Raw genomic sequence first — 20,185 nt, forward strand, 5'->3', positions numbered from 1 at the left:
CTCGGCTGGCAATTGTAGCAAGCCAGTCCCGATTGGAGAATGCAGGGCGGCCTAACCCTATCATATGAGCAACTGAATTGCTGGGTGGATATGAGAAAGATTCAAACCTTATGGATGGCCTTAGTCGGCCTATTATTACTGACCAGCTCGGCCGTGTTCGCTGAAGCAGAGGGTGACGGACAAGCGCCCAAATACAGCTACTTTTCCCTAGAGCCTGAGATCACCACCAACTATGTCACTGAGGGGAGCCGGCTCGGCTTTATCAATGTCAAAGTGGAGCTGATGGTCGATGACCCGAAACTGGTGCGTGAGCTGGAATATCATGCGCCGCTGATCCGTGATGCCATCATCGAGACCTTGAGTCAGCAAACCGTCACCAAGATAAAATCGCTATCCGGTCGAGAAGCAATCCGTAAAGCCTGCCTGGAGCGCGTCAATGAGCTCTTATTAGCAGAAACCAATCGACGCATTCTCGCCGATCTCTTGTTTACCAAGTACCTATACCAATAAGCGATCGTTATCCGCTACGCGGATAACGCATCTTGCTCAGCATCACTGGGCACCACTTCAAGGTGGCCACCTTGCGCTAACAACATGTCGCGCACATTGCTCGGTGGCTCAGCATCGGTAAAGACCATATCGAGTTGGGTAATGTTGCCAAGATTCACCATGGCATTACGACCAAACTTGGTATGGTCGGCAGCCAGCATCACACAGCGGCTGTTATCTAGAATCGCTTTTTTGACACGTACCTCGTGGTAGTCAAAATCGAGCAGCGACCCATCATCATCAATGCCACTGATCCCCAAAATGCCGAAGTCGAGGCGGAACTGGGAGATAAAATCGAGGGTAGCTTCACCCACAATACCCCCGTCACGGTTGCGCACTTCGCCCCCAGCAATAATCAGGGTGAAATCCTGCTTGGGCATTAAGATAGCAGCGGCATTTAAGTTATTGGTCACCACCCGTAAATTATGGTGATTAAGTAACGCACGTGCTACCGCCTCCGGTGTGGTGCCGATATCAATAAACAAGGTCGCGCCATCCGGAATGTGCTTCACCAAAGCTTGAGCAATGGTGTCTTTTTCTTGCTGCTGCAAGACCTTACGCGTTGCATACGCGGTGTTTTCCGAACTCGACGGTACTGTCGCCCCACCGTGATGGCGGCGAATGTGGTTCTCTGCGGCCAATTCATTGAGATCGCGTCGAATCGTTTGCGGGCTGACATTGAAGCGCTCAACCAAGTCTTCCGTGCTCACGTATCCTTGTGACTTAACCAGATCAATGATTTGCTGATGACGTTTGTTTTGCTTCACTGCATCTCCCCTTACAAAAAGCCCCCGCGGTCACGGGGGCTTTCTAGTTTACTCATTGCCTATGGGCAATGCCAAGACTGATTGTTTAGGCAGCATGTGCCGGTGACTCACGACGCACGCGGCTCTCACCTACCCATGCTAAGCATAGGAAGAAAATCGCCAAGATACAGCCGCCGGTAAGGAGCATAAAGCCACCGTCCCAACCAAAGTGATCCACGGTATAACCCAATGCAATATTGGCCACCACTGCACCACCGAGGTAACCGAATAGTCCGGTTAAACCTGCCGCCGTACCGGCCGCTTTTTTCGGTGCAAGCTCAAGCGCATACAAGCCGATCAGCATCACCGGACCATAAATCAAGAAGCCAATCGCCACCAGCGCGACCATATCGACGCCCGGATTGCCCGCAGGGTTAAACCAATAGACCAATACCGCCAAGGTGACTAAGACCATGAACAGTACACCCGCTGGCGCACGTGCCCCTTTGAAGAACTTATCTGACATCCAACCACACAGCAGTGTGCCCGGGATCCCCGCCCACTCGTAGAGGAAGTAAGCCCATGAGGACTTATCCACGGTAAAGCCTTTGGCTTCATCCAGATACACAGGCGCCCAGTCCAATACGCCATAGCGAATCAAGTAGACAAAGGCGTTAGCAATCGCGATGTACCACAAAAGACGGTTTTTCAGTACATACGTCACGAAGATATCTTTGGCGGTCATTTCCTTCTCAAAGGCTTCTTCGTCGTAGTTTTCTGGATAGTCGTTTTTGTATTCTTCAATCGGTGGCAAACCACATGATTGCGGGGTATCGCGTAGGGTTAACCAGATGAATACCGCGACCAAGGCAGCAAAAAACGCCGGGACATAGAAAGAGGCACGCCAGTCGTCATTGAACAGCCACAGGCCAAGCAAGAATAGCGGACCAATCAAGCCGCCCCCCACGTTATGCGCCACGTTCCAAACAGACACCAGCTCACCACGCTCGCGGCGTGACCACCAGTGCACCATAGTACGCCCGCAAGCCGGCCAGCCCATGCCTTGTACCCAACCGTTAATAAAAAGCAGGATAAACATAATGGTAATACTGCTGGTTGCCCACGGCATAAAGCCAAAGCAGAACATCACCAACGATGACATTAACAGGCCAGCACTCAAGAAGTAGCGAGGGTTAGAGCGGTCAGACACGCTGCCCATGAGAAATTTAGACAGACCGTAAGCGATCGAGACAGCGGCTAATGCAAAGCCAAGATCGCCGCGGCTAAAACCATATTCTTCAATAAGAAATGGCATCGCCAAGCTGAAGTTTTTACGCACTAGGTAGTAACCGGCATAACCGATAAAAATACCAATAAACAATTGCCAACGCAGTCGGGTGTAGGTTGAGCCGACTTGCGATTCTGGCAATCTTTGCCGGTGAGGTGCCGGACGAAAGATTCCAAACATGAGAGGGTTCCTCAGTAAGATGTACGCGATGGATAGGTAAAAGGGTTACAAATCAAAAGAGTGAGCATTGAAATATTCGAATACGCTCAACGGGTGGAATACTTACTCAAAATGAAAACAAAAACCGTGAATCCGAACATAAATTATCGATCTAGARCAATAAAAATGTGCGTTCGAATAAAAAAAGAGCAGTAATCTGCTCTTTTTCGTTTGCGTTTGTTTGACGGACAATGTTAGGCAGCGCGTTTGGCATCCCAAAGGCCGAGTAAGCAACCGACGCCTAAACCAAACACGTGCGCCATATTGGCGATATTCATGCCCAGTGGTTGGAAGAACCCAATCACTAACCATGCCAACATAAACACGACATACGGTTTATCAATGGTTAACCCGCGCTCGGGGGCGAGCCACGTTAACCACCATAAATAGCCTAAGAGCGCGTAAACCACACCGGATAAGCCGCCAAAATAAGGCCCTTCCAGCCAATATTGCCCCAGACCGGAGAAAAGGGCAGCAAAGAGGAAAATCTGCATCAGCTTGCTGCCACCAGCCCGTTGCTCGATACGTCCCCCAAGTACCCACCACCACAACAAGTTAAAGACGATGTGTAGCGCCGAGAAATGAAGCAAGGCGTGACTAAACAACCGCCACAATTGCCAGCGCTGCTCGCTATCAGCGGGAAACAGCAGGCTGCGCACGACGACCTCAAATCCGCCTAAGATCATCATGGCAAACAAGGCGGCACACGCGATCATCACGGTAATCGTCACTGGACCAGACTTGTCTTTCACCGTTTGCCATAACCCTGCGGAGGGATAATGAAACCGAGCGTGACGGGTTTCCGCTACCTGCCAAGACGCAGCCTGATAGCGGCTATGCATAGGCTCCGCCACAAAACGGGCCAGTTCTTGTTCAACCCAGGCGGCTTGGCTGTCATCGACCAGCCATAACGCCACTTGGGCATCCGCTTCCGGTGCCAGCTCAATCGCCACCTTATGCGCTGCTGCATAATCGACAAATGCCTGCGCTAGCCGTGCGTTAGGCAGTACCGCCATTTTTTGCATAGAGGCTCCTTGCGCCTATTCCAGTCCTGACTCAGTCGGCAAGGCCTGACGATGCCAAGCCTCAAAGCCACCATCGACACTGTAGACAGACTCGAACCCTTGGTTAATTAAATACTGTGCCGCCCCTTGGCTGCTAATGCCGTGGTAGCACATCACCAGTACGGGTTGATCAAAATCGACCTGATCCATAAAGGCGACCAAGGTGTCGTTGGTTAAGTGAAAGGCACCTTGAGAGTGCGCCACTTGAAAGGTTTGTGGATCGCGAATATCCACTAATACTGCATTTTGCTGATCATCACGCAGCATTTCCCACGCATCGGTCACAGAGATATGAGCAAACTGATCCATACCTAATTCCACTCCACTCACAGAGTTATTCCCAAAGTTATGTAGCACGATGCTATCGCGCCGCTCGTTATAAACGGCATTGTACCTGAGTTTAGGCCGCCTCGCTTGTTAGACAGGTTAAGTCATGGTCATTTATTGATCGTCTGTGGAAAAAGGTGTGGATTGAGTTGATAAGCGAAGATCGTCGAATAGGATCCACTAGATATAGATCTGATCATGGATAAGCTGTGAATAAGTTACGTGAAACTTTCTAACTTCGATGATCAACAGATATAAAAAAACCGGCCCGCGGGCCGGTTTATTCGCATGGATAGCGCTATAGGGCGTCACCCATGGCATGTTTCAGTTTCTTCATCGCATTTTTTTCAAGCTGGCGAATCCGCTCAGCCGAGACTTGGTAATGATCCGCCAAGTCTTGCAACGTGGCCTTGTCATCATCCAACCAACGTGCGCGAACAATGTGTTGGCTTCGCTCATCCAATGCAGCCAGTGCATGGGCAAGACGACGGTTCGCGTGCGATTCCCAGTTTTCCGCCTCTAGCGAGGCCGCCACATCAGAGCTCTTGTCTTCTAAATAGTAGACTGGAGCCATGGCGGCGCCATCACGCTCATCATCGGCGTTTGCTGGGGCTTCGAAGGTCGCATCTTGCGCGGCGAGACGTGCTTCCATCTCGCGGACTTCTGCAGCATCTACACCAAGTTGCTCCGCCACCATGTTCACTTCATCGTTGTTAAACCACCCCAAGCGCTTTTTGTTTTTGCGCAGGTTAAAGAACAGCTTACGCTGTGCTTTGGTGGTTGCCACTTTAACGATACGCCAGTTACGCAGCACGTACTCGTGAATTTCGGCTTTGATCCAGTGCACCGCAAAGGAGACAAGGCGAACGCCGACTTCTGGGTTAAAGCGTTTGACCGCTTTCATCAAGCCGATGTTACCCTCTTGCACTAAATCTGCCATGGGTAAGCCGTATCCGGTGTATCCACGGGCGATATGAACAACAAAACGCAAGTGTGAGAGGATCAGCGATTTCGCTGCCTCAAGATCACCATGGTAATGGAGACGCTCGGCCAACGCATGCTCCTCTTCGGCAGTGAGCATGGGGTGGCTATTCACCGCCTGCAGGTAACTGTCTAAGTTATCCTGTGCGATGGGGGCCAGTGCGTACATCTCTTTTGTCATTCAAACCTCGTTTCCGAATCGTCGAAGACCGAATTGCTGATTAAGCATGCAAAAATATACCCAAGCGGGGTAAAACTGCAAGCCCTGTTGTGTGTCTCGTGCTCTATGACCGCAATAAGTCTACACAGGTTCAATTTCTTTTAGATGACGACGTGTCGCCAACACCGCGGCCAACACCCCTAATAAGGTGGACACCATCAACAATAGCAAAGATTCATCCCAACCAAGTCCGGTGAGCGTAAAGTGATTGTCATAAAGCTGTGCCAATTGACTGACTGCTGCATCCATTAAAAACGTATTTAATGCGGTAATCACCCATGCCAACACCGCCGCCAATCCGCCTAACCAAGCGCCCATGTAGAGATAGGGACGCAAAATAAAGCTGTCGGTTGCCCCCACCATCTTCATCACTTGAATACGGGATTGATGATGGAGCACCTGTAACCTCAGGGTATTGCCGACCACTAGCAGCACCGCTGCCAGCATCAGTCCCGAGAACAACCAAGCCAAGGTGATAGCGATGTGCTTGATCGCTTCCAGTCTGGCTAGCCAATCGCTGTCGAGACGTACCTCTTCGACACCATCCAATGCAGTGAGCTTCGCCAATAACCCTTGCGCCACTTGGCTGAGCGCAACCTGTGTTCCGCTGTCAGAGGCAGACACATCAACGCGCGGCACGACCACTAACACCGCCGGAAGTGGGTTGTTGTCGAGCAAGCTAACGGCCTGCTCAAAGCCACGTTGGACACGCAAAGTATCGAGCCCTTGTGAGGGCGAAATATAGGTCACACTGGCCACATCAGACCAACCGCGAATATCGCTAGCAAGGGCTTGCGATTGTGCCTCGGTCTGCGCTTTATCAAGATAGACACTCAACTCCGCTGGGTTGTGCCATTGGTCGGTCACTGCCAAGACGTTTTTAGCCAGTAAGTAGAAAGTGACTGGCAAAGACAGGGCCACGGCCAGTACCGTCAAGGTGAGCAAATTCCCGACCGGGCGTTGAAAGAGATCTTGCCATGCTGCGCGGGCGTGTCGGCGCTGGGTTTGTACAAAGCCTTCAGCCATGACGTACCTCCGCCAAGCTGCCTTGGTTGAGTTCAAAACGGCGCAAATGGCGATATTGTTCAAGCAAAGACGTATCATGGGTTGCCATTAAAATGGTGACGCCCACTTGGTTGAACAAACGAAATAGCTCCATGATTTGCGCCGATAATGCAGCATCCAAATTACCGGTTGGCTCATCGGCCAGCAGCACTTGGGGACGGTTCACCACCGCACGGGCAATGCCGACACGTTGCTGTTCACCCCCTGACAACTGAATAGGATAACAACGCGCTTTATCCAGTAAGCCGACTTTATCCAGCGCCGCCGAAACCCGTTTTTTGATCTCGTTGTCAGACTGTTGCTCAATGCGCAAAGGGAGCGCGACGTTTTCATACACAGTCGCGTCCATCAATAGCTTGTGATCTTGAAAGATGATCCCTAAATGACGGCGCAAAAAGGGAACATCTTGACGAGGGATCCGAGAAATATCATGACCATTGAAAAAAATCTGCCCATCACTGGGCCGCTCAATGGCACAAATCAGCTTCAGCAAGGTGCTCTTGCCCGCGCCAGAGTGGCCGGTAAGCAGCGCCATATCACCCTTAGGCAAGTCAAAATTCACTTTTTGCAGTGCTTGGCGGCCGCCTCGATAGGCTTTACTGACCTGCTGAAACTGGATCACGGTTACTCCTCCCGGCTAAATAAGGCCTCGATAAAGTCATTGGCATTGAAGGTGCGAAGATCCTCAATGCCTTCGCCTACCCCAATATAGCGGATGGGAATATTAAATTGTTCAGCCACGGCAAAAATGACGCCACCTTTGGCGGTCCCGTCCAATTTTGTGAGGGTAATACCGGTTAGCGGCGCAATGTCATTAAACAGTTTCGCTTGGCTGATCGCGTTTTGTCCGGTGCCAGCATCAAGGGTCAGCATCACTTCATGCGGCGCGCCAACATCCAGTTTTTGCATTACACGCACAATTTTACGCAGCTCTTCCATCAAGTTGGCTTTGTTTTGCAAGCGTCCCGCGGTGTCGGCAATCACCACATCCACATTACGGGCTTTCGCCGCTTCAATCGCATCATAAAGCACAGAGGCACTGTCAGCACCGGTGTGCTGGGCAATCACAGGTACGTGATTACGCTCGCCCCAAGCCTGAAGCTGCTCGACAGCCGCAGCGCGGAAGGTGTCACCAGCAGCTAGCATCACCGATTTGCCTTGGTCTTGGAATTGACGCGCCATCTTACCAATGGTGGTGGTTTTGCCCACCCCGTTCACGCCAACCATTAAGATCACATAAGGCTTTTGATCGCTAATCACCAGCGGCTGTTCAACTTTTTCCAGCATCTGCGCCATTTCTTGTTTGAGAATGCCATACAGGGCTTCCCCATCTTTCAGATCGCGACGGCTAGCTTTATCGGTCAGGTTATCAATGATTTTGGTGGTTGCTTCCATACCCACATCGGCAATCAGCAACTGTTCTTCAAGCTCTTCGAACAGTTCATCATCGATCTTTTTGCCACTAAATAGGCCAAAGAACCCAGACCCTAAGTTGGTCTTGGTTTTTTGTAAGCCACGTTTTAGGCGGGCAAAAAAGCCTTCGCGCTGCGGTTTTTCCCGCTCGCGAATCGCAGTAGATTGTGAGTGTGAGTCTGGCTCTGGCTCTGGCTCTGGCTCTGGCTCTGGCTCTGGCTCTGGCTCTGGCACGGTATGCGTGTCGCTTTCTACCTCAGGCGCAAGGCTTTCTTGTTCATTTTGTGATGCAGCCTGTTCATTGAGGCTATCAACCGATGTGGCTGACTCCACCGCGTCTTCCGCCACGTCTTCCGCCACGTCTGACGGCTGAGTATGCGATTCTTGTTCTGGTTCTGGCTGTTCTTTTTTGCGGCCGAAACCCAGCCACGACATTAATCCACGTTTCTTTTTTTCTGCCATTGGCAAATCCTAAAGCATGCTTGGTACAATCAGCGGCACATTACCGAATCGGCATAGTCTATCACCTTCTTTACGGTCAAAAAATCTATGGTTAAACGCGCCTCCCGGAAACCTTCATCTGCTTCGCCATCACGTGCGGCAGGTACTGTGAGAATTATTGCTGGCCGCTGGCGTGGCCGTAAGTTGGCAGTACAGGATGCGCAAGGTCTGCGCCCCACCACAGACAGAGTCAAAGAAACGGTGTTTAACTGGTTAGCCCCCTATCTGCCTGGTGCCCGCTGCTTGGATGTTTTTGCCGGTAGCGGCGGGTTGGGGTTTGAAGCTCTCTCACGCGGTGCTGCATGGGTCACATTTTGCGAAATGAATCCTCAAGCGGCCAAACAGCTGAGCACCAACCTCACCCAGTTACAGGCAGCGCAGGCGAATGTGGTACAAGGCGACGCCTTAGCCAAATTGCGCGCAGGCCATCAGGGTGAACCGTTTGATATCGTCTTTGTTGATCCTCCCTTTCGAGAAGGATTACTGGCAGACACTCTGAATGCGCTAGAATCGCAAGGTTGGCTGTCACCCGATGCCTGTATTTATGTCGAAGCCGAGAATGAACTCAGCACGCACGATGCACCGGCTAATTGGCGGTTGCACCGAGATAAATCCGCGGGCCAAGTCAATTATCGACTGTATTTTAGAGAGGATGCATGAAAGCACTGATTATTCTGGCTAAAGCTGCCATCGCCTTTGTATGGCTGGTATTGATTGCCAATATGTTTCACCCCTTCCCGGGCGTGGCCGCGATGGCGCTGTATATTATGACTGGCTTTTTATTGGTGATGCATGGATTGCAGATGCTGATCTTCTTAGGCGCGTTTGGCGATAAAATTGCGATGACGCGTTGGGAGAAGTGGTCCATTTTGATTTTTGGTATTTTCGCGCTGCTCGATATTCGTCGAAAATATATGGTCTGAGCTAGTCATCACGGTTGTGTTGGCATTGCCAGCACAACTCAAAACTGCCCGCATTATCCTCACCACAATAGCCACACACCCAGCGTGTCTGGCTTTGTGCTTCGTATTCTTGGAGTAACACGCGCGCTTGATGGGTATGCTCTGGTGCTACCCAAAGCGTGACGCCTTGCACATCGGTCGGCAGTTCACCGACCGCCGCGCTTAAGGCCTCACCTTTTAGCACACAATCGATATTGTGGCTCGCCAGCAACCCCTTCAGGCTGTGTGCTTCAAGTGTATTACTGGCTTGATAGACCTTTTCCACCCCGTCGCCTCACGATGCGTAAATCACTGATGCAGTGATCAGAGCTTGAGCCATAAAGTAGGTTGTCATTACTACTGCCTGAGAAGCACGAAACTCACCTTTAAAGCGTGAAAACGCCAACACCGTATCTGAGATCATAAATAAAATGGCCCCACCAAATGCCAATGCTGCGGGCGTCGAGTGGGTATTGAGCCAATACTCGCCGGCCGCCCATGCCATTTGTACGATCACCGCAATATAAACGGCAACTGGCAACGCTAACTTGCCGAGACTGGGCAGTAATAACAAAAAGACAATGATCCCGAGTCCGGACAGCAAGGACGGCAACCACCACACAATATGGCCATCGAACTGATACCAGAACGCGACGGTATAGACGATATGGGCAAACAAAAAGCTGGTGAGCCCCTGCACAAACCTATCTTTGGGCAGCATTAAGAAGATATCACCGACCAGCGAAAGCAGCAGCGCCGAGAGCACGAGCTGAGCGTAAGTCGACTCGGTAATCTGGGTACTGCCAATCAGTACCAGCAGCACTATAGTGAGCGGCTTAAACAGATAAAACTGCCAGCGAGGACCACGGTAGGCTGCGGAGATATGTAGCAGTCCAGAACAACAGACAGCGAACCAGCTCCACATGATTATCATTCCTTTCACGACAAGGACGCCAAGTCTATGCCGCGTTGGGCAGATGTCCAGCTACCCTTGGTGAGAACAAGATCCAGTTAGAAAAAATGACGACAAGAAAGGGCAATCACATTCGCCTTTGGTGTTAGCCGCTCCACTGAGGCCACACTTGTGCGTAAAACCAAAGCGCGCCGGCGGTAAAGAGAAAGATAAGACCGGCAGCCAGCCGCCAAATCAAACGATGACTGCGCGGGACCAGCTCCGCTTCACACGCTTTGCACACGGACACGAATTGGCGTAAGTCGTCCACTTCAAAACCTTCTTCATGCACCACTTTGTTGCGGATCGTCGCCACAAAACGCAGCTTGCCGATCACATCATTGGGCAAACGTTTTTGGCAACTATCGACAAGCTGATGCAAGCCTTTTCCATCCGCGTGGTAATGCTGACGCAGCAGGCTTTCTAAACGCCGACTGTGTTTGATCACCACTGCTACTTCATCCATGGTTTCTCCCTTCGCTGGTCACTCACCAGTTTATACAGTATGGCGGTTTTTGTGTCGATTGGATGGCGGGTCTATCACGATTGCGATCTTGACCAATGGATTGGCCCTATACGTCTGACCGATTGGCCGCCCATCAAGGAACCAGCCAAGCGGTGGCTCGGTGACGCTGCAGCCACGCTGTGACCAAAGCGGCGCCACTAAAGGCATACAGAGTAAGCACTGGGATCCACCACCACGCCGGCGATAACGTGGGCCAATAAGTACGTATTGGCCACAAAAACAAAGGGTGGATAAGGTAAATGCCCAAGCTATAGCGACTAAGTTGCGCCAGCCATGCCGGGCTTGCCCGTCCCGCCATCAACGCACGCACAGCCAGAAATACTGCAGCGCTGATTAAAACGGTATTCACCGTGGTGTATGACAGCCAACCTTGGGTGATATAGCGTTGGTGGGCAAGGCTGGTCGCTAAAACCTGATACATGGTTGCGCCCAATGCCGCCACGCCCAAACCCCACCACAACACCCGAGCACGCGGGTATTGGTGCAACCAAAAACCTAGCCATAAATAGCCGCCATACAAGATGAAATCGTTGCGCCACCAGCCTTGTCCTCCGGCTAAATACCAAGCCGTCACGCCAATCCACAGCAAGCCGACCAGTGCGATGGCTGTAGACGGCAAACGAGCTAATATCGGCCGTAACACCGGCACCCAAAGCAGCAACGGAATGTAGTAATAGAAAAAGCCCAAGTGGTAATAGGTTTCGTGCCATGGCGCCTCTTGTAGGGTCGAGAGCGTGGTAGCCAGCGAAAAGCCTTGCGCTGAAAGGCCCGAAATCACCGCAAACATGGCAGACCACACCACAAAAGGCACCACGACTTTCATCACCCGCCGACGCAAAAAGTGTGACCAATTAAAGGGTTTACTCGCCGACAACAGCAGCAAGCCCGAGATCATGATAAACACCGGTACCGCCCAGCGGCTGACGGTATTGAGTCCTACCGCAATCAGCCAATCGCTGTCTGGAATTTGACCCAGCTCCATACGATAGGGGCCCAATACATGAATCGCCACCACAAACAGGGCGGCCAGCACACGTAATCCATCGAGATAGTCGATATGCCCTTGGGAAGAATCATCCTGCATTTGTTAACACCTTTTTACGTTTCAGGCTGTCAGACGCTCCCAACATATTACGCGAACTTACGGTGAGATAACCGACAACTGCGCAAAGATACAGTCAAATATGTCAGTTTTTATCCATAAAACCAGTACACGGATCGGTTTATTGAGTTAAAAATTAGTGTTTAATCTTGCAATCTAGTTAAAAAAACAATTAACATCCGGCCTCCTTTTCCCAGAGACGGGAAAATGCAGTTCAACCAAGGAGACGATGACATGCACTCAAGTACCACTGAGCAACAAGGTGGGCCGCAAAAGCGCACGCTGTTTACGCGCTTTCTCGATACCGTCGAATGGCTCGGCAACTTGCTTCCTCACCCAGTGACACTGTTCGCAATCTTCTGTGTCGCGATTCTTCTCGCGTCCGGTATTGCCGGTTACTTTGATCTTGCCGTCGCCGACCCTCGCCCTGAGGGCGCGAAAGGACGTGCCGCCGATGGCATGATTTATGTGCAAAGCCTACTAAACGCCGAAGGCTTGCAAATGATAGTCACCAACTTGGTGAAAAACTTTACTGGCTTTGCCCCACTCGGCACCGTACTGGTGGCCATGCTCGGTGTATCGGTCGCAGAGCATTCGGGACTATTGTCAGCCTCGATGCGCGGCTTGGTAATGGGCGCGTCGCGCCGTACCGTGACCTTTACCATCGTGTTTGCCGGTATTATCTCGAATACGGCTTCAGAGTTGGGTTATGTCGTTCTGATCCCACTTGCGGCGATGATCTTCCACTCATTAGGTCGTCATCCATTGGCTGGCCTTGCCGCCGCGTTTGCCGGGGTATCCGGCGGTTACTCGGCGAACTTGTTGTTGGGAACTGTCGACCCTTTATTGTCTGGGATCACCGAGTCAGCCGCGCAAATGATTGACCCAGACTACAGTGTCGGCCCAGAGATGAACTGGTACTTCATGTTTGTCTCCACCTTCTTTATCGCCTTTGTCGGTGCGTGGATCACCGATAAGATTGTCGAGCCTAAGCTGGGCCAGTATGACCACGACCAAGCCTCTGAAGATGTCGCCGCCGCCTCCGCGAGCAAGCTAAATGATGACGAGAAACGCGGTCTTCGTAATGCCGGGATTGCGGTGCTGATTGTCAGCGGCATTTTAGCGCTCACCATCGTCCCTGAGTGGGGACCACTGCGTCACCCCGAGACCAATGAAGTGGCAGGCTCGCCGTTTTTGAAAGGCATTGTTGCCTTTATTATGGTGTTCTTTGCCGTTCCCGGTATTGTGTTTGGCCGTACCGTCGGCACCATCAATAACGATCGCGACGTGATTGATTCAATGTCTAAGTCGATGAGCGCTATGGGCATGTACATCGTATTGGTGTTTTTCGCCGCCCAGTTTGTCGCCTTCTTTAAGTGGACCAATTTTGGCCAAGTGATTGCGGTCGGCGGCGCTGACTTTTTGCAAACCATCGGTTTAACCGGGCCAGCATTATTCTTTGCCTTCATCTTGATGTGTGGCCTGATTAACCTCTCGGTCGGCTCGGCATCGGCGCAGTGGGCCATCACCGCCCCCATCTTTGTACCTATGTTGATGCTGGTCGGTTATGCCCCAGAGACGATTCAAGCGGCGTATCGGATTGGCGACTCCGTCACCAACATCATTACCCCGATGATGAGCTACTTTGGCCTGATTCTGGCGGTGGCGTGTCGCTATGTGAAAAACCTTGGCATAGGCACCTTGATTGCCACCATGTTGCCTTATTCGATGATCTTTATGGTGGGATGGAGCATCCTATTCTACGTATGGGTTTTCGTGCTAGGTTTGCCTGTCGGCCCCGGCGCAGAAACTTATTACAACTTCAATCAGTAATTCCCCCAGCGGGATGGTTTCGGCAAGCATGCAGTCATGCTTGCCTTTTTCTTTTCATTATCCCGTCATTTTCATCCCTACCCGAAGGCGGTTATAGTAGCTTTATCACAGCGATGGTAACCAATGACAATGACAACCCCAGCTCATGCCGACAAACCGGCGGCCTTTGACCCTGACGCAATGGCGCGGGAAGCCCAATTTACCGATGCCTTTAAAGACGCCATTACCCCCTTTTGGCAACAGCGCGAACAGGGCACATTTCATGGCGAAGGCGGCCTAAGACTGCATTGGTGCAGTTTTACTCACCCAAAACACACCAAAGCGGTGGTGGTGATTAATGGCCGGATTGAAAGCGTGATGAAATACCAAGAGATCTTCTACGATCTCTTTCAGATGGGCTATGACGTCTACAGCTTTGACCACCGCGGCCAAGGCTTGTCTCAACGCTTGGTCTTAAAGCCACGCGATCTGGGCCATGTCGAACGCTTTGATGATTATGTCGCGGATGTGGCGACATTTATGCAACAAGTCCGTGCCCACCGTCATTATGATGATTGGTTTATGCTCGGCCATTCAATGGGCGGGGCAATTGCCACCCTATACGCTCACCAGTATCCGGGGGCTGTGCAAGCTATCGCCCTGACGGCCCCCATGTTTGGTGTGCAAGTTAGCCCTTGGCTTGGGCGTATCGCCCCTTGGCTATGTCGCTCCTTAGCGCGCTATCAACATCCTCCACGCTTTGGTCCCGGCCAAGTCGGCTATCGCCACGTACCCTTTGAGCAAAATCGCCTCACGCATTCTCGTGCCCGTTATGCGTGGTTTCGCCAGCTTTATATCAACCAGCCACAGCTACAAATCGGTGGGCCCAGCGCGCGTTGGATAGCGGAAGGATTAGCCGCGGGGACGCGCTGTCTGGCCCTTGCTCCCTCGCTGACCACCCCGACGTTTATCTGCCAAGCGGGCGAAGAGTTGATCGTTTCTAACCCTGCGATGTCGCAATTTCACGCCGTACGTAAACAAGCCGGTCAACCCAGCCAATGGCGAACGTTCGACGGTGCTCGGCATGAAATTTTATTCGAAACGGATAATCACAGAGTCACAGCACTGCGTGAGATTGATGCCTTTTTCTCGCGCTATGTTGGCGAGTAAAAGCGGAAAAAAGACAGTGATACTGTTCCCTTTTTAACCCCAATAAGTTGCAGTACACTCAGAGCATACTGTGATTATGATCGCCTGAACCAATGAGGACATGATGTACAAACTCGTCGCTTCTGATTTGGACGGTACCTTGCTAACCCCCGAGCACCGTATCGCCCCCTATACCAAGCAGGTGCTGCAACAACTCCACCAGCAAGGCATTCACTTTGTGTTCGCCACCGGACGTCATCATGTTGATGTGGCAAGCATTCGTGAAACCGTGGGGATCCCTGCTTACATGATCACTTCTAACGGTGCCCGTGTACACGACAGCAATGACCAGCTGGTGTATCAGCACAACGTTGATCCCGCGATCGTCGCAAGCCTGATTAACGAGGTGAAGCACGATCCAACCGTCACCATTCACCTGTATCGCGATAATGATTGGCTGTTGAGCAAAATGGATGAAGAACTCGCGCGTTATCACCAAGACTCTGGCTTTAACGCTAAGGAGTTTGATGTGGACAACCCACCGGTCGATAACATCGCGAAGATTTTCTTTATTCGTCATGATCACGACCACTTACTCAAATATGAGCATCAGTTTTTGTCGCAATACGGCGATAGCATCAGTATCGCTTTCTCGACTCCCTTCTGCTTGGAAGTGATGGGCAATGGGGTATCCAAAGGCGCCGCACTCGAGGAAGTCGCGCGTCGTCATCAGCTCAATCTGGCCGACTGTATCGCGTTTGGCGATGGCATGAACGATGTCGAGATGCTGCGCGCCGCCGGTCGCGGCTTGGTGATGGCTACCGCACAAGCGCGCGTCAAAGCCACCTTGTCGGACAACGCGATTATTGGCAGCCACGCCGATGAGGCAGTCGCGCGCTACTTAAACGCGCACCTGCTCGCACCACAATCCTAAGCGGTTGGCTCACAGTGTGAGCCAAGGATGTCATCTGACGATGCACGACTCCCCCGCCATCGTCAGAATGGCCTGCCATTGCGCTGCGGTAACCGGCATCACACTCAGCCGGTTACCTTTTTTCACCAACGGCATCTCAGCCAGCGCAGGGTTTTGCTTCATCTGCGCCAGCGTAATCAACGGTAAATGACGCTGATACGCCACATCCACCATAAACCAACGCGGGGCTTCTAGGGTGGCTTTAGGGTCGAAGTAGCCACTTTCTGGCTCAAATTGGGTATGGTCGGGATAACACTCGCGAGTCACGGTCGCCACACCAGCCACTCCAACATGCTTACAAGAGGAATGGTAAATCAACACCTGATCGCCTACCTTAACCTCATCACGCAACATATTACGCGCTTGATAATTGCGCACCCCTTCCCAGCATGAAACCTTTTGCTGCTTTAAGGTGTCTATCGAAAACGTATCTGGCTCTGTTTTAAATAACCAATAACCCATGTTGGCTCACTCTCATTCGATGCAGTTGTCGGCAATCTTGCCCGTCAGTGTGTGTCGGTGCAAGTCTGGCACGAGCCCACTATTCACAAGGAGTGTCGTGTGCAACGTCCCCATCGTTTACTGGTGATCGCTACCGCTAGCCTACTCACGTTAGTCGGCTGTACCTCATCGAAAGGCCCTGTTGAACTGGGTCATCGCAGTGACATGCTAGACTCGGGGCTCAGCCATACACCGACTCCGTTTATGCTCAGTGGTATGGTCTCTGTCAGCCCTGAAACGGCCAGCTTCACACCCTGTGGCAGTCAAAAGCAATACTGGCTGAACTTAAGCCATGAGCAACGCACGGCACTCGATCAGCTGGGTGGGCCTGTGTATGGTGAATTTGAAGGCTTCTTTACCCCAGTGGCAAGCCGTGGATTTAGCGCGGACTATCCTGCGTCAGTCACCATGACGCGTATCAATCTAGTCACTACCGAACTCAATAGCTGCGCGCAACCCCGCCATGCCGTCTTAGCGGACGGGCAATCACCACGCATGTGGTCTGCCGCCGTTGGCGAACATAATATGGCATGGGAAAGCGACGGGGATAGCCAAGAGGTGCCGCTGACAGGAAAGCAGATGGATGACACCACCGCCCATTTCCGTGCGCGCAATGCCGCATTAACGCTAACCGCAACTGGCTGCCAGCAAAGTGATACCACCTTGTACGGTTGGCGCGCGACCCTGAAAACGTCCCAACGCACCTACCAAGGCTGTGCTCTGCTGCCCTCGTATGATCACTCGCAGCATTGGGCGGGCGAATATCAAGGGCAAAGTCAAAGTCCCGGTCAGCCGGTTTTAACCACACAGCTTACCTTGCTGCCTGATCATAGCGCCATCACCACCTACCACCCGCAAGGGGAAACGGTGACTAAAGAAACCGGGATTTGGCAGCCAGTCGGGGAGAATCAAGTCCAAGTGCTCACCACCCGCAGTGGTGAGCAAATGGTGGTGTCTGAGCGCATATATACACGTAACGGGTTTACCCTCACCGCCTCCGAGGAAACCTTTAATGGCAACACGTATCCTTTGGGTACAAAGGGGTTAACACTTAAACGCCAAGTGAGGAACCCAGACAGCAGCCAACAATAACCTGGCATTCGTGGCTGGGCTTGCGCACAATAGCGCGCTGTTAACAAAGGAGACAATGATGGCCCGTTCGCCCTGCCGCCAGTGCGGTTTTACCTATCACTGTATCTGTCACTGCTATTGGCCGCTAGAAAGCCAATTGCAATGCGTGCTAGTGATGCACGAAAACGAAGCGGCGCGCCAATCCAACACCGGCAAACTGGTTAAAGCGGCGCTGCCCCACACTCAGATAGAGATTTGGCAACGCAAACAACCACCGCAAGCCTTGCTCGACAGCTGGGCGCGCGGTGATGTATCACCTTGGTTGTTGTTTCCCAGTGATGATGCTATCCCGGCAGATAGGCTATTTGCTGACGCGGTTCGGTCTGTCTCTTGCGCGGATAGGTCAGCTTCTTGCACGGAGACGTTATCCGCCACCAATGCACCTCGCGCGCCGTTACAGTTTGTGGTGCTGGATGCCACTTGGCAGCAGGCGCGAAAAATGCTCAATAAAAGCCCGTGGCTCAATGGTCTGCCACGGGTCAGTTTGCCGTCGACAGCCGCCTCGCAATATACGCTCAGGCGCAACCAGCCACCGGGACACCTGTGTACCAGTGAAGCGGTGAGTGCATTACTACGAAGCCAAGGCGACGTGAACACCGCCACGCAGCTGGACCATTTTCTTGTCCACTTTATGGAGAGCTACGAGGCCGATCGCCACCATCACACTACACCGCTCCCCGCCCCCAAGATGCTGACGTCAAACGCGTGAACAAAAAAACGCCGAGCACAGCGCGCTGCCATGCCCGGCGTTTACGTCGTTTATGGGTTACAGCTTAAAGCGGCTGATCTCTTGCTCGAGGCTATGAGAAAGCTCGGATAACGTCGCGGCTTGACGCGCGGCTTCATCCGCCTCGGTCGATAGCTCATTAGACACATCGCGAATGCCCTCTGAGTTACGGGTGATCTCCGCGGTGACGCTCGATTGCTCTTCCGCTGCCGAGGCAATTTGGGTAGCCATATCGCTAATTTGGCTCACCGCCGCGACAATCTGGCTCAAGCTTTCGTTCGCCGCGCTAGCATCTTCCACACTGGCATGAGCACGCTGCTGGCTGTCTTGCATCATGGTCACCGCGCGACCGGTTGCCTGCTGCAAGGTATCAATCATCTGCTGAATTTCGGTGGTTGAGGCATGGGTACGCTGGCTCAATATCCGTACCTCATCGGCTACCACCGCAAAGCCACGGCCATGCTCTCCGGCGCGTGCGGCTTCAATCGCGGCATTCAATGCCAGCAGATTGGTTTGCTCAGCCACTTCTTGAATGGTCGACAAGATGCTGGTGATACTGTGCGCATGCTGATCCAGCTCACCAATCACACCGGTCGCCGCTTCTACTTCACGGGCAAGCTCGGTGATCGAGTGCTTACTTTGCTCCACTTGCTGGCCGCCATCGTTGGCGACGCTTTCGGTCTCTTGGGCGGTGCGCGCGGTGTTATCGGCATTACCGGCAATATCTTGGGTCGCCGAGGCCATTTCATGGATAGCGGTCGCCACCATATTGATTTCATCTTGCTGATGACCAATCCGGGTGGAGCGCTCTTCTGCTTGTGCTGCGGTTAGCTCGGCTTGTTGCTTGAGCGAGCCAGACAGCTGGCGCAAATGCGACACCATAGTGTGCATGTTGCCGACAAAGCGGTTGAAGTTGTTGGCAAGTTTGCCAATTTCATCATTACTGTGTGGCTCAAGGCGCTGGGTTAAGTCCCCTTCACCGGAGGCAATTTCTTCTAGCGCGGCGGATACATTGAGCAAGTCACGGAACAACACGTGCATCAACCACGTCACGGCACCGGCCACCAGCAAAGTGATCACTACCGCGGTCAGCATCAGGTCGAACAAGGTATCACGCTGGCTGGCGTATTCAGTGCGCTTATCCAGCTCAACCGCCAGTACCCAATCGGTGTTAGGAACCGAGGCAAAATAAAACAGTTTATCAACGCCATCGACAGGCAGTTCCACCAGCGATTGCTGTGCCAACGCCTGACGCACGCGGTTTTCATTCAGCTCAGGAGACAAGCTGCGATACGGTTTTAGCAGGCGCGCTTTGTCTTTGTGAGCGAGAAAAGTGCCATCAGCACCTAGCAGCATCGCGTTCGCATTTTTGCCCACTTTTAATTGGGTCACGTCACGGATCAGCTGGTCAATCAACACATCTGCGCCCACCACACCGATTAATTCGCCATTACGACGCACCGGCTCGGCCAAGGTCACCAACATCGCACCAGTAATCGCATCACTGTATGCGGTGGTAATAATCGGGCTACCTGCGCTCACGGCTTGCTTGTACCACGGACGGACGCGAGGGTCATAATCATCGCGGTTGCGCTCAGGACGCGAACGATACATGGCGCCTTTTGGGGTGCCAAAGTAGATATCGTCAAACCCACCGGCCTCACGCGCTTGCTGCAAATAGCTCACACGATGGCTACTGCTGGTGTAATCGGTAAAGGCACTGGTGATATCGGCACGGATTTGCACCCAACCGCTGATCGATTCAGTCGCTGCATCGGCGATACCACTGACGCGGCTATAGATGCTCGACTGGGTTTGGGCTTGAATTTGGCTTACAGCAAGCCAGGTGAGAAAGGCGGCCATCAGCAATACAGCAGATAAGCATGCCCCAATTAATTTTTGTTTTAGTGATAACTGCATGGGAACGGCTCTCAAAGCAACGACAGGTTAATTCCAAACTCCCCGATAACCGAGGTAGCAATAGTGAACAGCCGTCAC

Annotated in this window: 22 protein-coding genes; 8 read left to right on the forward strand and 14 right to left on the reverse strand. The window is 52.4% G+C overall.

Annotated features, from left to right (window positions below; genetic code table 11):
* Positions 1–90 precede the first annotated feature (90 nt).
* Positions 91–510, forward strand: coding sequence for a flagellar basal body-associated protein FliL (locus BZG82_RS02820; protein ID WP_069589058.1), 420 nt, complete (start codon positions 91–93; stop codon positions 508–510).
* Between the two features lie 14 nt (positions 511–524).
* Here BZG82_RS02820 and BZG82_RS02825 read toward each other — a convergent pair whose 3' ends face one another.
* The 8 genes from BZG82_RS02825 to ftsY all read right to left on the reverse strand — a co-directional run bounded on the left by BZG82_RS02825 (position 525) and on the right by ftsY (position 8,334).
* Positions 525–1,316 carry a DeoR/GlpR family transcriptional regulator gene (locus BZG82_RS02825; RefSeq protein WP_069589041.1) on the reverse strand — a complete coding sequence of 264 codons (792 nt, stop codon included), beginning with the start codon at positions 1,314–1,316 and terminating at the stop codon, positions 525–527.
* Between the two features lie 85 nt (positions 1,317–1,401).
* On the reverse strand, positions 1,402–2,763 hold the full coding sequence (glpT, locus tag BZG82_RS02830; RefSeq protein ID WP_077639818.1) for a glycerol-3-phosphate transporter: 1,362 nt from the start codon (positions 2,761–2,763) through the stop codon (positions 1,402–1,404).
* Positions 2,764–2,996: 233 nt separating this feature from the next.
* The gene (glpG, locus tag BZG82_RS02835) at positions 2,997–3,827 is read right to left on the reverse strand and encodes a rhomboid family intramembrane serine protease GlpG (protein WP_077765122.1); all 831 of its coding nucleotides are present in this window, start codon (positions 3,825–3,827) and stop codon (positions 2,997–2,999) included.
* Positions 3,828–3,842: 15 nt separating this feature from the next.
* Positions 3,843–4,175 (reverse strand): thiosulfate sulfurtransferase GlpE, encoded by a 333-nt coding sequence (gene glpE, locus BZG82_RS02840; RefSeq protein ID WP_069589045.1) that lies wholly within the window; start codon positions 4,173–4,175, stop codon positions 3,843–3,845.
* 316 nt (positions 4,176–4,491) lie between these two features.
* On the reverse strand, positions 4,492–5,355 hold the full coding sequence (gene rpoH / locus BZG82_RS02845) for an RNA polymerase sigma factor RpoH (RefSeq protein WP_069589047.1): 864 nt from the start codon (positions 5,353–5,355) through the stop codon (positions 4,492–4,494).
* Between the two features lie 120 nt (positions 5,356–5,475).
* A complete protein-coding gene (ftsX, locus tag BZG82_RS02850; RefSeq protein WP_443216475.1) occupies positions 5,476–6,495 on the reverse strand; it encodes a permease-like cell division protein FtsX in 1,020 nt (339 codons plus the stop codon).
* Positions 6,413–7,081, reverse strand: a complete 669-nt coding sequence (gene ftsE / locus BZG82_RS02855; protein ID WP_069589049.1) for a cell division ATP-binding protein FtsE — start codon at positions 7,079–7,081, stop codon at positions 6,413–6,415. The genes ftsX and ftsE overlap by 83 nt, the downstream gene beginning before the upstream one ends.
* Positions 7,082–7,083: 2 nt before the next feature.
* Positions 7,084–8,334, reverse strand: a complete 1,251-nt coding sequence (gene ftsY / locus BZG82_RS02860; protein WP_077765124.1) for a signal recognition particle-docking protein FtsY — start codon at positions 8,332–8,334, stop codon at positions 7,084–7,086.
* An 87-nt stretch (positions 8,335–8,421) separates the two neighbouring features.
* Here ftsY and rsmD point away from each other — a divergent pair, with 87 nt between their 5' ends.
* Both rsmD and BZG82_RS02870 read left to right on the forward strand, forming a co-directional pair.
* Positions 8,422–9,033, forward strand: coding sequence for a 16S rRNA (guanine(966)-N(2))-methyltransferase RsmD (gene rsmD / locus BZG82_RS02865; protein ID WP_077481782.1), 612 nt, complete (start codon positions 8,422–8,424; stop codon positions 9,031–9,033).
* Positions 9,030–9,296, forward strand: a complete 267-nt coding sequence (locus BZG82_RS02870) for a DUF1145 domain-containing protein (RefSeq protein WP_069590257.1) — start codon at positions 9,030–9,032, stop codon at positions 9,294–9,296. The genes rsmD and BZG82_RS02870 overlap by 4 nt, the downstream gene beginning before the upstream one ends.
* 1 nt (position 9,297) lies before the next feature.
* Here BZG82_RS02870 and BZG82_RS02875 read toward each other — a convergent pair whose 3' ends face one another.
* The 4 genes from BZG82_RS02875 to BZG82_RS02890 all read right to left on the reverse strand — a co-directional run bounded on the left by BZG82_RS02875 (position 9,298) and on the right by BZG82_RS02890 (position 11,876).
* Positions 9,298–9,600: a putative signal transducing protein gene (locus BZG82_RS02875; RefSeq protein WP_077481784.1), complete on the reverse strand. Its 303-nt coding sequence runs from the start codon at positions 9,598–9,600 to the stop codon at positions 9,298–9,300.
* A 9-nt stretch (positions 9,601–9,609) separates the two neighbouring features.
* On the reverse strand, positions 9,610–10,239 hold the full coding sequence (locus BZG82_RS02880; RefSeq protein WP_077454998.1) for a lysoplasmalogenase: 630 nt from the start codon (positions 10,237–10,239) through the stop codon (positions 9,610–9,612).
* Positions 10,240–10,372: 133 nt separating this feature from the next.
* Positions 10,373–10,732 carry a DUF4145 domain-containing protein gene (locus BZG82_RS02885; RefSeq protein WP_077481786.1) on the reverse strand — a complete coding sequence of 120 codons (360 nt, stop codon included), beginning with the start codon at positions 10,730–10,732 and terminating at the stop codon, positions 10,373–10,375.
* A gap of 133 nt (positions 10,733–10,865) precedes the next feature.
* Positions 10,866–11,876 carry an acyltransferase gene (locus BZG82_RS02890; protein ID WP_077765125.1) on the reverse strand — a complete coding sequence of 337 codons (1,011 nt, stop codon included), beginning with the start codon at positions 11,874–11,876 and terminating at the stop codon, positions 10,866–10,868.
* Between the two features lie 252 nt (positions 11,877–12,128).
* Here BZG82_RS02890 and BZG82_RS02895 point away from each other — a divergent pair, with 252 nt between their 5' ends.
* From BZG82_RS02895 to BZG82_RS02905, 3 genes are all read left to right on the forward strand, one after another.
* Complete coding sequence (locus BZG82_RS02895) at positions 12,129–13,727, forward strand: AbgT family transporter (RefSeq protein WP_077677971.1); 1,599 nt, start codon at positions 12,129–12,131, stop codon at positions 13,725–13,727.
* Between the two features lie 129 nt (positions 13,728–13,856).
* Positions 13,857–14,876, forward strand: coding sequence for an alpha/beta fold hydrolase (locus BZG82_RS02900; protein WP_158011463.1), 1,020 nt, complete (start codon positions 13,857–13,859; stop codon positions 14,874–14,876).
* Between the two features lie 103 nt (positions 14,877–14,979).
* Positions 14,980–15,789, forward strand: coding sequence for a Cof-type HAD-IIB family hydrolase (locus tag BZG82_RS02905; protein ID WP_077663355.1), 810 nt, complete (start codon positions 14,980–14,982; stop codon positions 15,787–15,789).
* Positions 15,790–15,819: 30 nt separating this feature from the next.
* Here the strand turns inward: BZG82_RS02905 and BZG82_RS02910 are convergent, their stop codons facing one another.
* Positions 15,820–16,290 (reverse strand): EVE domain-containing protein, encoded by a 471-nt coding sequence (locus BZG82_RS02910; protein WP_077663356.1) that lies wholly within the window; start codon positions 16,288–16,290, stop codon positions 15,820–15,822.
* A 99-nt stretch (positions 16,291–16,389) separates the two neighbouring features.
* Here BZG82_RS02910 and BZG82_RS02915 point away from each other — a divergent pair, with 99 nt between their 5' ends.
* Positions 16,390–17,421, forward strand: coding sequence for a hypothetical protein (locus BZG82_RS02915; protein ID WP_077765126.1), 1,032 nt, complete (start codon positions 16,390–16,392; stop codon positions 17,419–17,421).
* 55 nt (positions 17,422–17,476) lie between these two features.
* A complete protein-coding gene (locus BZG82_RS02920) occupies positions 17,477–18,169 on the forward strand; it encodes a tRNA-uridine aminocarboxypropyltransferase (protein ID WP_077765127.1) in 693 nt (230 codons plus the stop codon).
* Positions 18,170–18,226: 57 nt separating this feature from the next.
* Here BZG82_RS02920 and BZG82_RS02925 read toward each other — a convergent pair whose 3' ends face one another.
* Entirely contained in the window at positions 18,227–20,107 is a 1,881-nt protein-coding gene (locus tag BZG82_RS02925; protein ID WP_077765128.1) for a methyl-accepting chemotaxis protein, read from the reverse strand.
* Positions 20,108–20,185: the final 78 nt, after the last annotated feature.

Source organism: Salinivibrio sp. PR5, from assembly GCF_001996085.1.
Classification (GTDB): Bacteria; Pseudomonadota; Gammaproteobacteria; order Enterobacterales; family Vibrionaceae; genus Salinivibrio; species Salinivibrio proteolyticus.